Origin of the sequence: Acuticoccus sediminis, from assembly GCF_003258595.1 — a bacterium.
Classification (GTDB): domain Bacteria; phylum Pseudomonadota; class Alphaproteobacteria; order Rhizobiales; family Amorphaceae; genus Acuticoccus; species Acuticoccus sediminis.
In genome coordinates this window covers 102,138-113,837 of sequence record NZ_QHHQ01000001.1, presented here as the reverse complement: position 1 = coordinate 113,837, position 11,700 = coordinate 102,138, and the positions used below count along the sequence as shown (strand labels likewise).

General features: G+C 69.3%; 10 protein-coding genes. 4 read left to right on the top strand and 6 right to left on the bottom strand.

All coding sequences use genetic code 11. The features are described from left to right. Positions 1-87 precede the first annotated feature (87 nt). A complete protein-coding gene (locus tag DLJ53_RS00410) occupies positions 88-2,682 on the bottom strand; it encodes a 5'-nucleotidase C-terminal domain-containing protein (RefSeq protein ID WP_146619845.1) in 2,595 nt (864 codons plus the stop codon). Positions 2,683-2,925: 243 nt separating this feature from the next. Here DLJ53_RS00410 and DLJ53_RS00405 point away from each other — a divergent pair, with 243 nt between their 5' ends. Beyond that, complete coding sequence (locus tag DLJ53_RS00405) at positions 2,926-4,446, top strand: hypothetical protein (protein ID WP_111341305.1); 1,521 nt, start codon at positions 2,926-2,928, stop codon at positions 4,444-4,446. A gap of 175 nt (positions 4,447-4,621) precedes the next feature. Here DLJ53_RS00405 and DLJ53_RS00400 read toward each other — a convergent pair whose 3' ends face one another. From DLJ53_RS00400 to DLJ53_RS00390, 3 genes are all read right to left on the bottom strand, one after another. Beyond that, positions 4,622-4,855 carry a hypothetical protein gene (locus DLJ53_RS00400; RefSeq protein ID WP_111341302.1) on the bottom strand — a complete coding sequence of 78 codons (234 nt, stop codon included), beginning with the start codon at positions 4,853-4,855 and terminating at the stop codon, positions 4,622-4,624. 507 nt (positions 4,856-5,362) lie between these two features. Beyond that, positions 5,363-5,590 (bottom strand): hypothetical protein, encoded by a 228-nt coding sequence (locus DLJ53_RS00395; protein WP_111341299.1) that lies wholly within the window; start codon positions 5,588-5,590, stop codon positions 5,363-5,365. A gap of 106 nt (positions 5,591-5,696) precedes the next feature. Further along, positions 5,697-6,476, bottom strand: a complete 780-nt coding sequence (locus DLJ53_RS00390) for an SDR family NAD(P)-dependent oxidoreductase (protein WP_111341296.1) — start codon at positions 6,474-6,476, stop codon at positions 5,697-5,699. Positions 6,477-6,595: 119 nt separating this feature from the next. On the opposite strand from DLJ53_RS00390, the gene DLJ53_RS00385 reads away from it, so the two are divergent. Further along, a complete protein-coding gene (locus tag DLJ53_RS00385; RefSeq protein ID WP_111341294.1) occupies positions 6,596-7,108 on the top strand; it encodes a YbaK/EbsC family protein in 513 nt (170 codons plus the stop codon). Then, entirely contained in the window at positions 7,105-9,180 is a 2,076-nt protein-coding gene (uvrC, locus tag DLJ53_RS00380) for an excinuclease ABC subunit UvrC (protein ID WP_111341291.1), read from the top strand. Before DLJ53_RS00385 ends, uvrC begins: the two co-directional genes overlap by 4 nt. 30 nt (positions 9,181-9,210) lie before the next feature. On the opposite strand, the gene lepB is transcribed toward uvrC, so the two are convergent. Together lepB and DLJ53_RS00370 are read right to left on the bottom strand one after the other, a co-directional pair. Continuing rightward, on the bottom strand, positions 9,211-9,906 hold the full coding sequence (gene lepB / locus DLJ53_RS00375) for a signal peptidase I (protein WP_111341288.1): 696 nt from the start codon (positions 9,904-9,906) through the stop codon (positions 9,211-9,213). After that, positions 9,903-10,706 (bottom strand): lytic murein transglycosylase, encoded by an 804-nt coding sequence (locus DLJ53_RS00370; protein ID WP_111341286.1) that lies wholly within the window; start codon positions 10,704-10,706, stop codon positions 9,903-9,905. The genes lepB and DLJ53_RS00370 overlap by 4 nt, the downstream gene beginning before the upstream one ends. Positions 10,707-10,763: 57 nt before the next feature. Between DLJ53_RS00370 and DLJ53_RS00365 the strand changes: the two genes are divergently transcribed. After that, positions 10,764-11,621 carry a PhzF family phenazine biosynthesis protein gene (locus DLJ53_RS00365; RefSeq protein WP_111341283.1) on the top strand — a complete coding sequence of 286 codons (858 nt, stop codon included), beginning with the start codon at positions 10,764-10,766 and terminating at the stop codon, positions 11,619-11,621. The last annotated feature ends 79 nt before the right edge of the window (positions 11,622-11,700 follow it).

Genomic DNA, 11,700 nt, shown 5'->3' with positions numbered 1-11,700 from the left:
CACCGTGGTTAACGACGCGCTCGCCGGGCACCGCATGAAAAAGGGGGGCCGGAGCCCCCCTCGCGCCGCGATATCCGCCGGCCGGTCTCAGGCGGCGAGATCGAGGTCGATCGAGCCGGGAACAGCGAGGTTGACGATGCGCGTGTCGAACTCCGCCGCGGTGTCGGCGATGGCGAAGTCGTTGGTCGGATCGTCGTCGACGCCGTAGTTGGCGGCGAGGTACTCCGCCAGCGCGTCCTGCTCGGTGCCGACGTTGGTGAACTGGGCGAGGCCGTCGGCGATCACCTGGTCGTCGAAGAGGTCGACGCGCTCAGGATCGGACAGCGTGTCGAACGGATAGCCGTCGCCGCCGCTCGCCATGAAGTTCAGCGTCACGATGCGGATCGCGCCGAGGCTCTCGGCCGCCGCGGTGAGGACGCCGTCGTTCAGGATCTGCACGTCCTCGCCGCCCGCGCCGGCACCCTCGATGACCACGTCCATGACGCGCGCGCCCTCGGGCTGCGACGGATCGAAGGAGAAGCGCACGCCGGCGACCTGCGGGAACTGGCCCTGCGCGTTGGTCGGTATGCCGTCCTCGTCGTACGCGCTCGCGGCGACGCCGTGCTCGAGGAGGTCGACCAGCTCGCCGGCGGTCGCCGAGACCAGCGAGAGGGAGTTGTTGAAGGCGAGCGCCTGCTCGATCTCCAGCTCCGACACGAGGCCGTCGCCGAGCGGGATCGGCGCGCGGATGCCGCCGCCGTTCTTGATCGAGACGAGCACGTCCTCGCCGCTGATGTCCTGCGCATAGGCGAGGTTGGCATCGGCGGTGAGGTTGCCGAGGTTGGTCTCCTCGGTGCGCACGCCCGGCTCGCGCTCGCCGTTGAGGTCGACCGCGAGGTCGGCGAAGAAGTTCTGCCCCGAGGAGACGAGGACCGCGTCGTTGATGGTCTGCGTCAGCGCGTGGACCTGCGTGCCGGCCTCGGAACCCGCGATCGCCTCTTCCAGAGTGGCGGCGCCGGTCACGTCGAGGACGCCCTGCTCGTCGGTGACGTACGCGCCGGACACGGCCTCGTCGATCGACTCGACGATGAGGTTGCCGCCCGCGTCGAATTCGACCACGAGACGGCCGACGTAGGAGTACTGCCCGTCGGTCGACATGATGGCGACGTCGTTGCCGCCGGCGTCCCGGGTGATGACCGGGTAGTTGGCCGCCGCCTCGTCGCCGTCGGCGAGACGGTCGGTCTCGTCCGCGACGATCGTGTCGGACCCGCCGGCGAGGTAGATGTCGACGCCGTCGAGAAGGGTGGCGAGCTCGTTCTCCAGTGCGAACTGCTGCAGGTGCGAGGTCAGGATGATCTTGTTGACGCCCTGGGCCTCCAACTCGTCGACGATCGGCTGGATGACGGCCGCCAGCGCCTCCATGTCGTCGAAGCCCGGCGCGGCGACCACGTCGTCGTTGGCGTTGTCCGGGTCGCCGAAGGTGGACGAGACCTGCTCGAGGAGCTGCGTCGTCGCGCCGATCACGCCGAACTGTTCGCCGTTCTCCTCCAGGATGGCGTAGGGCGCGATGACGCCGTTGCCGGATTCGCCCGCCGCGACGCCGTCCGCGTCGAGGAGCGGGGCGAGGACGCTCTCGTCCTCGAATTCGAGGTTGGCGGAGAGGTACGGGAAGAGGGCGCCCGTCCAGCTCGCGTCGGCGCCGACGATGTCGGCGAGCTGGGCCTGGCCGAAGTCGAACTCGTGGTTGCCGAGCGCGGACGCGTCGAAGCCGATCGCGTTCATGATCGCGATGTCGAAGCGGCCCTTGGCGCTTTCGAGGCCGGCGAGGGTCTCGCCCGTGACCGCCGACATGACGTCGGTGAGGATGGCGCTGAGCTGGGCCTGGATCTCGGGGCTCGCGGAGCCGGCGGCGTTGGAGAACGGGCTCGGGATGTAGTTGTCGCCGGACGAGAGCACGAGCGTCGTCTCCACCTCGCCGCGCAGGTAGTCGACGATGGTGGCAAAGTTCGGCGCCGCGTCGACCGCGTCCGCGTTGCCTTCGAGGTCGGAGGCGTGGAGGAGCTGCAGCGTGACGGTGCCGGTCGCCTCCGCGTCGGTGACGGCGTTGCCCGAGGCGTCCTCGATGGTCTCGACGTTGCTGACGAGGTGACGCGACGAGCCGTCCTTCGCCTGCATGATCACCATGCCGTTGCGCTCGGTGAAGACGTAGTCGGAGAGGAGACCCTCGACGGTGAGCCTGTCCTCGCCGGCGCCGCCGTTGACGAAGTTGCGGCCGGTGCCGACGGCGATGGCATCGTCTCCGGCGCCCGCGCGCAGGCGGTCGTTGCCGGTCTCGCCGCTGATCGTGTCGTCGCCGTCGCCGCCGACGACGAGGTCGTCGCCATGGCCGCCGGAGAGAATGTCGTCGCCGTCGTAGCCGCGCACGGTATCGTTCCCGGACCCGCCGAGGACGAGATCGTTGCCGAAGCGACCGTCGAGGACGTCATCGCCCGGACCGCCGGCGAGGTAGTCGTCGCCGCGGTTGCCGACGATGCGGTCGGCGCCGTCGCTGCCGTAGACGAAGCCGAGGTCGCCGCCCGCGACGGTGAAGCGATCGTCCTCGAAGCTGCCGAGCTCGAGCTCGCGCATCTCGAGCCCAAGCTCCTGAATCATCTGAAGAAGCCGACCGAGGTCGGAGTATTGGCCTTCGAGGACCTGTTGCACCGCGCGCTCCCGCAAAACGAATTGGTTCGGCAGGCTCGGGTACCGGCGGTGTTTGACACGCGGACTACGGTTGAATGACAGGTTGATGAAATACGAGGCAGTACAACCGGCGGGATACTCTGGGTTGAAAGCCGCGAGACCGACATCTGTTCTCTATGTGAGAATCATATGGGCAGACGGATCGACAAGATGTTCCATCGTGGTCGATAACCGAATCATGCTGGCCGAAAGGAGCTCTCTCGTATGACCGTCCGCAGCCCTGCCGTCGTCGTTCTCATTCTCATCACGATTGTGAGCCTTGGTGCCGGCATCTACTACTGGAACCAGACCGAGGAATTGAAGGCGGAGCTCGCCTCCGCGCGGAGCAATGCCGAGACCGAGCAGTCCCGGCTCACCTCGGACCTCGAGGCGCTGCGGTCCGAGTCCGGCGCGCTCGCCGAAGTGAAGGCGGCGATCGAGGCGGCCGGCAAGGAGCGTGACACGCTCGCCTCCACCGTCTCCGAGCTGACCGCGCAGCAGGAGACTCTGACGAGCAACATCGGCGACGCCGAGACGACGCTCGCCGAACGCGAGGCCCGGCAGCAGGAGCTGGCGGCCACCATCGACAAGCTGACCAGCCAGCTGGAGCGGGCGCAGAGCGCGGCGACTACCGCCGACGGCGCGCTCGAGGACGTGACCGCGAAGGTCTCCGCGATGAAGGACAGCCTCACGGCGCTGGAAACCGAGGCCGCCGAGACGACCGAGGCGCGGGACAAGGCGACGTCCGACGTCGAAGCCGCGAAGGAGGACCTCGCGGCGCTGAAAAAGGAGATCGAGGCGGCGACCGCCGAGCATGACGGCCTGACCGCCGACATCGAGAGCGCCAAGAGCGACCTCGCCTCCGTCCAGGACGAAGCCGAAAAGGCGATCGCGTCCCGTGACGCCGTCGTCGAAGAGCTGGACGAGGCACGGGCCGACGCCGAGGCGCTGCGGGCCGAGATCGCCGACCTCGGCGACCAGCGCAAGGCCTCGCTCGGCGAGCTGGAGAACGTCCGCAGCGACCTCGAGGCCGCCAACGACAGCCTGGAGTCGACGACCGCCCTGGTGAGCGACGCCAAGTCCTCGCAGGAGGCCGCCGAGAAGGCCCTCGCCGACCTCGAATCCTCCGAGGCCGATCTGACGAAGCAGGTCGAGATGCTCCGCACCACCGTCACCGCGCTGACCGAGGAGCGCGAGGAAGCGGCCGGAAGCGCCGACGAGATGGAAGCGCGCCTCGCCGATCTCAACACCCAGGTGGGCGACGTCGAGGCGTCCCTCGCCGACGCGCGCAAGGCGCAGGAGGCGCTCCAGTCCGAGGTATCGGAGCTTTCGACGCAGCGCGAGACCATGGAGAAGGTCGTCAGCGACCTCACCGGCACGCGCTCCGAGCTCGACGATGCGCTGGAGGCGCTGAAGAACGATCAGGCCGCGGAGGAGGAGACCCTTTCGTCGCTGACGAGCCGGCGCGAGGAGCTGAGCAGCGCCATTTCGTCGCTCGAATCGGACCGTTCGTCGCTGCTCGACGAGATTGCCAAGGGGATGGACCAGCTCGCGTCGCTGCAGTCCGACGTTACCGACATGGAGGAGCTGGGGGCCAGGCGCGACGGTCTGCAGGCCGAGATCGGGACGCTGGAGAAGTCGGCCGAGGAGTGGCGTTCGCGGATCGAGCAGCTGCGCAAGGAGATCGCGACTCTCGAGACCGAGGTCCGTGAGTCGGACGAGGCCAAGCCCGAGACCGCGCAGTAACGACGGGACGTCTCCGGTGCGCCGTTGCCGGCGACCGCCGGAGCGCGAGAGCGGCTCTGCCGGGGCAAGCCCCCGCAAGGGGGCTTTTTCGTGCGCGGGCGGCGGCCCGCATCGCCGGCGGCCTCGAAGGCGCCGGTCGTCAGGGGGCGCGAGCCGGCGTGGCTCACGCCGTCTCTTACTTCACGCCCGCGGCGCTGGCGGTGAAGACGAGGCCGAGGTCGTGCGCGCCGAGAGCGATGGCCGCGTCTGCCGCGAGGGCGCGGCGGTCGGCCTGGGCGATGCTGGTGGCCTTCGCGAAAGCCGACATGATGCCCTGCGACGGGAGCGGCGCCGCATACGCGGCGACTTGTGCGACCACGGCCATCAGGCTGATGGCCATGGCGACGATGGCAGCGATGAGCGTCTTCATACGATGTTCCTCCGATCCGTAACCGGAAGATGGGAGGTGCCCGGAGCGGGCGTTGTGATGACGGTCACAGCAGGCCTGATCGCCCCGCGATTTTTCGGCCAACTCAAGGATAAGCCTTGGTTTCCCTGGCGTTTTCGAGACGTCGCGACACGTGAGCGACGCGTCGCGGCGGACCGATCGTGCGCGGCCGAGCGGCTCGAGCACGTTCCTGCTCGTTCCGCTGCCGCTCCGGCACTTGAATTCCTGCCGCGCGTAACCATGCGTCGGCGGATCACGTGATGAGCGGAGGTCGCAGCCCCGGTGCCGGCCGTGCATCGGGGGCGACTGTGCCCGGGGCTGTCCGGCGCGCGGAGCCATCGGGTGAATCGTCGCCCGCTCGAAGGCTGTAGCCAGGGTCGTGGGTGTGGCGCGGGCGGCGGGCGACTTGCCCGTCCGGGCCGCTGGGTGCCGCCCGGCGACGTCGGTATTGCAGCCGGGCGCGGCGGGGCCGCCGCGCCCGGCTGCGGTTCAGAACCTGAATTCGCCGCGGTCGAGCGGGCGGATGAAGCTTTCGCGCGTGCTGTCCAGCACGGTCTGCAGGTGGCTGAAGATCCGCTCGATCTCCTCCTCCGTGTAGGCGTAGGAATTCGGATTGGAGAGATTGCGGATGCGGCGCAGCGTCGTCTCCACGTTGCGGACGCGCCGGACGGCGGCGTCCCGGAATTTTTCGTGCCGCTCGATATTCTCAGCCATCATCGGATCATCCGCCTTTTGTTGCAGTCACCGTGTGACACCAGAAAACAAAAAGAGGCGCCAAATGTCAATCATAGATTGTATTTGGTGTGTGTTTGATGGCACCCGATTATATTTCGATGCTACCGACTGAACCGCCGTCCACCCGCCAGTTGGCTCCGGAAACAAAGCTTGCCAGCTCCGAGCAGAGCAGCGCGATCACCGGCGCCACTTCTTCCGGTCGGCCCCGGCGCTTCAATCCAAGGTAGGGTCTCTGCTCGTCGAGGAAGGCCTCGATCGCCTCATCCTTGCCGACGCCGCGCTTTTGCGCCTCCTTCTCCATCATCCCGTCGGTCATCGGCGTCTCGATGAACGCCGGCGCCACGCAGTTGGCGAGGAGGCCCTTGCCCGCGTGCGCCATCGCGATCGACTTGGCGAAGCTGGCGAGGCCGATCTTGGCGACGTTGTAGACCGTCTCGTCCGGGTAGGGCTGGGCGGCGTTCTCCGAGGTGACGAAGACCATCCGGCCCCAGCCCTTGTCGATCATCGCCGGGCCGTACAGACGGGCGACACGCACGGCGGACATGAAGTCGATCTGGTGCACCTCGTCCCAGTCGTCGTCGGTCATCCGCAGCGGGTCGCCCTTGGCCCCGGTGACGCCGGCGGCGTGAACGAGGATGTCCACCGGGCCGGTCGCCTCGTGGAGCGCCGCCGCCCCTCCGGTCGTCGAGAGGTCCGCCGCGACGGGCGTCGCGCCGATGGCCTTAGCCGCCGCCGTCACGGCCTTCTTGTCGATATCGCTCAGCCAGACCGTCACGCCGGCTTCGGCCAGCATCTGCGCCGCCGCCGAGCCGATGCCGCCGCTTCCGCCGGTCACCAGCGCCGACCTGCCGTCGATCCTGAGGTCCATGGATGCTCCTTCGGGCCGTCACTTCACGTTGGCTTGAAAAGTCGGATCAGCGGTGATCGTTCCGCACTTCACCGCTCGCGGCGATTGCAGGGTGGCCGGCGGGACGCCAGATTGGGGCCATGAGCGAAACTGCCAATCCGACGTCCGACGCCTCGTCCGCCCCGAAGGCGTCCATCGACCGTGTCGCCGCAGACGCCGAGCGCCTCGGGCTCGATATCGAGATCCGCCGCATGGACGCCTCGACGCGCACCGCCGCGGATGCGGCCGCCGCCTGCGGCTGCGACGTGGCGCAGATCGTGAAGTCCCTCGTGTTCGCGAACGGAGACGGCCTCGTGCTGGTCCTCGTCTCCGGCGCGCACAATGCGGACCTTCCCGCCGTCAGCGCCCGCACGGGACGCGAGCTTGCCCGTTGCGACGCCCGCCGCGTGCGCGACGTCACCGGCTTCGCCATCGGCGGCGTCGCCCCGATCGGCCACCTGACCGCGCTCCCCGTCGTGATGGACGAGGCGCTGCTCGCGCACGACGTGGTATGGTGCGCCGCGGGCCGGCCGGACAGCGTCTTCTCCGTCGCCCCGGCCATGCTGCGCGACGCGATCGGGGCCGAGGTCGTCTCCGTGAAGGCGGGCGAATGAGCGATACGGACCTGGACACTTCCGAGGCCTTCACCGACGCGCTGGTCGAGGTCGACCTGCCGACGCGGGTGCGCAATGTGCCGCAGTCCGGCAGCGAGCGCCGCGCGGCCGGCGGTCCGGAGGAAGTCCGCTTCCGCCGCACGCAGATCCAGAAGACCGGCTTCGAGCTGATCGCCGAGACGGTGAAGCGCCTGCCCAACGGGCCGGGCGTCTACCGCATGCTCGACGACAACGGCGATGTCCTCTACGTCGGCAAGGCGCGGAGCCTGAAGAAGCGCGTCGTCAGCTATTCCCGGCCGACGGGCCTCTCCTCGCGGCTGATGTCGATGGTCAATCGCACCGTCGCGATGGAGTTCGTCACCACCAACACCGAGACCGAGGCACTGCTCCTCGAGGCGAACCTCATCAAGCGGTTCCGCCCGCGCTACAACGTGCTGCTGCGGGACGACAAGTCGTTCCCCTACATCCTGCTGACCGGTGACCACGAGGCGCCGCAGATCATCAAGCACCGCGGCGCGCACTCGCGAAAGGGCGACTATTACGGCCCGTTCGCCTCCGCCGGCGCGGTCGACCGGACGATCAATGCGCTGCAGAAGGCCTTCCTGATCCGCTCCTGCACCGACGCGGTATACGAGCAGCGGACGAGGCCGTGCCTGCTCTACCAGATCAAGCGCTGCTCGGCGCCCTGCACCAGGGAGATCGGCCTCGAGGACTATGGCGCGCTGGTCGGCGAGGCCAAGGCGTTCCTCTCCGGCAAGAGCCAGTCCATTCGCAAGCGGCTGGGCGCGGAGATGGAAGCCGCCGCCGAGGCGCTGGAGTTCGAGCGCGCCGCCCGCATCCGCGACCGTCTCGCAGCCCTCAGCCACGTCGACAGCCACCAGGGCATCAACACGCAAGGGGTCGAGGAGGCCGACGTCTTCGCCGTCCATCAGGAGGGCGGGGAGACGTGCGTGCAGGTCTTCTTCTTCCGCACCGGACAGAACTGGGGCAACCGCGCCTACTACCCGCGTGACGAGGGGCTCGAGGCGGCAGATGTGCTGGAGGCGTTCGTCGCCCAGTTCTACGACGACAAGCCCGTCCCCCGGGCGATCTTCCTGTCCCACGAGGTGCCGGACCGCGACCTGCTGGCGATGGCCTTCACCGAGCGGGCCGGGCGGAAGGTGGAGGTGGCGGTGCCGCAGCGCGGCGCCAAGCGCGAGCTTGTCGAGCACGCGCTCGCCAACGCGCGCGAGGCGCTCGGCCGGCGCCTCGCCGACAAGTCGAGCCAGAGCAAGCTCCTCGCCGGCCTCGGCGAGACGTTCGGGCTGGAGCACCCGCCGCGCCGCGTCGAGGTCTACGACAACTCGCACATCATGGGCACCAACGCGGTCGGCGGGATGATCGTCGCCGGGCCGGAGGGCTTCTCCAAGCCGCACTACAGGAAGTTCAACATCAAGTCCGAGGAGATCACCCCGGGCGACGACTTCGGCATGATGCGCGAGGTGCTGACCCGCCGCTTCTCGCGCCTCCTCAAGGAGGCGCCGCGGGAGGAGCCGGCCGGGAGCCGCGAGGCGCCGGACGGCGAGACTGCCGGCCACGAGACGGTGGACGACGAGAGCCTCGGCCCGTGGCCCGACCTCGTCCTGATCGACGGCGGGGCGGGCCAGCTCGCCGCGGCGCACGCGGTGCTGGGCGAGCTCGGCATCACCGACGTCCCGCTGGTGGGAGTCGCCAAGGGCGTCGACCGCGACGCGGGTCGCGAGGAGTTCCACATCCGGGGCCAGCAGCCGTTCCGTCTGCCGCCGCGTGACCCGGTGCTCTACTTCATCCAGCGCCTGCGGGACGAGGCGCACCGGTTCGCGATCGGCGCCCACCGCGCCAAACGCAAGAAGGCTCTGACGGCGAACCCGCTGGACGACATCCCCGGCATCGGCTCCGCCCGCAAGCGCGCGCTGCTGAAGCACTTCGGGACCGCGAAGGCCGTGGCGAAGGCGGGGATCGACGACCTCGTCGCGGTCGACGGCATCTCCGAGAGCGTCGCGAAGCGCGTCTACGACCACTTCCACGCCGAGCACGCGCCGGCCTCCCGCTGATACGGGCCGGCGCTCCCGCCCCCGTCGCGGCTACTTGACGGCGCTCGCAGGCGTGACGCGACCGACGATCTCCTCGAGGGTGATGAAGCCGGGGCCGCCGTTCTGCATCCGGCTGTCGATGCCGTTGTCGCGGTTGTCGGCGAGGCCGAAGAACTGCCCCTCCGGCACCTCGATCGCCGGCGTGTCGTCGAACATCCCGCCCACCAGGAGGTCGAGCACCTCGTAGGAGGCGCCGTTCGGCAGCGTCTCGCGCAGTCGCCGCACGCGGCATGCGTCGCCCTCGGGCAGGGGGCACCGTTCCGCGGCGACGACGTGGGGGGAGACCAGCGGGGCGATGTCCTCGGTCTTCACCGCCGTGCCGTCGATGCTGACGCGGCCGCCCCGGAGCCGGACGGTCTGGCCGCCGGTCGCCACGATGCGCGTCAGGTAGAGCGTCGGGTCCGTCCCGCCGCGGCGGTAGGCGACGATGTCGCCGGGCTCGATGTCCCCGGGCGCGAGGGCGGTGGTGCTCACCACCAGGCACGCGTTGGGTGCGATGGCCGGCATCATCGAGACGCTGCCGGCCCGGAACGCCTCTCCGGTACCGAGCACGCAGGTGAGGCAGAGGCACGGTTGCGCGCCCGCCGGCGACACCATGGCGGCGGCGAGCATCGCCGCGCCGCCGACGAGGGCGGCGGAGGCCGCCTTGCCCGCCGTGCGCCGCAGCGACCGGCGGGGCAGGGTCACCGCGCGATCTCTTCGGCGAGCTTCGCGATGGTGCGCTTGTAGACGTCGGCGCGGTTCCACTTGCCGATCACGTTGTAGTTCGCCGTCCCCGGCCCCCAGGGCTGCCCGCGCTGCCAGCCGTTCTGCGCGAACCAGTTCGCGGTCGAGGCGAGGACGTCCGGCACCGAGCGCATCAGGTCGCGCCGCCCGTCACCGTCGAAGTCCACCGCGTAGTTCACGTAGCGTTCGGCGAGAAACTGTGTCTGGCCGATCTCGCCGGCCCACGCGCCGCGCATCTGCTCGGGGCGCATGTCGCCGCGGTCGACGATCTGCAGCGCGGCCAGAAGCTCGCGCGTGAAGAAGTCGGAGCGGCGGCAGTCGTAGGCGAGCGTCGCCAGGGACTGCATGATCGGCAGGTTGCCGTTGTTGGCGCCGAAGCCGGTCTCCAGCGCCCAGACCGAGACGACGATCGCCGGCGGCACGCCGTAGCGCTTCTCGATCCGGTCCATCATGCGGCGGTTGTTGCTGATGTAGGAGCGGGCGCGGTTGATCATCGCGTTGTTCACCCGGCGCGCCCAGAACTGGTCGAACGAGAGCTTGAACGACTTCTGGTTCCGGTCGTAGCCGATGACCCGCTTCGAGTAGGTGACCCCGTTCAGCGAACGGTCCACCGCCGATTTGCGGATCCCCCGCTGCACCGCTTCCACCTTGAAATCGGCGAGCCAGGCATTGAACCCGGAGGGTCCGTTGCCGCACTGCGCCGCGAGGGCCGTGCTGGCGACTCCGAGGCTCATCACAACTGCGAGGGTCGTCCGGATCATCGAAGCTCTCCGCGAGTGGGGTGCTAAAGGAATAACGAAATTGACCAGGGAACGAATATGCGTCCGTATGAAATCCTCGATGTCTTCACCGGAACGCCGCTCGCCGGGAACCCGCTTGCCGTGGTGCACGAGGCCGACGGCCTCTCGACCGACCGAATGCAGGCGATCGCCGCTGAATTCAACCTGTCGGAGACCATCTTCCTCCATGCCCCGCAGGGAGATGCGGTTCCCGCGCGCATCTTCACCCCGCGCGACGAAATGCCCTTCGCCGGTCATCCGACCGTCGGCGGTTCCGTCGCGCAGGCGCTCAAGACCGGGGCCTCCCAGCTCGCGCTGACGCTGCCGGCGGGGCGCGTCGACGTGACGATCACGGGTGGCGACGTGCGCCGGGCGACGTTCGACGCGCCTGTCCTGCCGCGCGCGGAGCCGCTGGACATCGCGGTCGAGGATCTGGCGAGGCTCGTCAATCTGGACCCCGCCGACATCGTCACCGACACCTACCGACCGGCCAGGATCACCAGCGGGCCGTGGTTCACCGCGATCCCGGTGCGCCGCGTCGCCGCGCTGGCGGACGCGCGGTTCATGACCGGGCACGTCGGCGTCCTCGGCGACGCGCCGCGCTCGCTTTACCTCGTCGCCAAGGGGGCGGACGGCTACCGCGCCCGCATGTTCGCGCCGTTCTCGGGGATCGAGGAGGATCCGGCGACGGGCTCGGCCGCGGTGGCGCTGGCGGCGATGGTGCTCGCCGCCGAGACGCCGCCCGACGGCACCCACGCCGTGGCGATCCGGCAGGGCGTCGAGATGGGCCGCGCCTCCGACATCACGATCTCGGCCGAGGTCGCGGGCGGTGCGCTGAAGCGGGTCAGCCTGTCGGGCGAGGCGGTGGTCATCGCCCGAGGCACGCTCCTCGTCTGAGCGGCGGCCGAAACGAAAAGAGCCGGGCGCCGGGCCCGGCTCTTTGACATGCAGGTCGCCGAATTGCAGGTCGCCCGCG

Bases quoted from the DNA above. Each gene is read 5' to 3' on its own strand.
- DLJ53_RS00405 (WP_111341305.1), top strand. From the start codon at position 2,926: ATGACCGTCCGCAGCCCTGCCGTCGTCGTTCTCATTCTCATCACGATT.
- DLJ53_RS00400 (WP_111341302.1), bottom strand. From the start codon at position 4,855: ATGAAGACGCTCATCGCTGCCATCGTCGCCATGGCCATCAGCCTGATG.
- DLJ53_RS00395 (WP_111341299.1), bottom strand. From the start codon at position 5,590: ATGATGGCTGAGAATATCGAGCGGCACGAAAAATTCCGGGACGCCGCC.
- DLJ53_RS00390 (WP_111341296.1), bottom strand. From the start codon at position 6,476: ATGGACCTCAGGATCGACGGCAGGTCGGCGCTGGTGACCGGCGGAAGC.
- DLJ53_RS00385 (WP_111341294.1), top strand. From the start codon at position 6,596: ATGAGCGAAACTGCCAATCCGACGTCCGACGCCTCGTCCGCCCCGAAG.
- uvrC (WP_111341291.1), top strand. From the start codon at position 7,105: ATGAGCGATACGGACCTGGACACTTCCGAGGCCTTCACCGACGCGCTG.
- DLJ53_RS00370 (WP_111341286.1), bottom strand. From the start codon at position 10,706: ATGATCCGGACGACCCTCGCAGTTGTGATGAGCCTCGGAGTCGCCAGC.
- DLJ53_RS00365 (WP_111341283.1), top strand. From the start codon at position 10,764: ATGCGTCCGTATGAAATCCTCGATGTCTTCACCGGAACGCCGCTCGCC.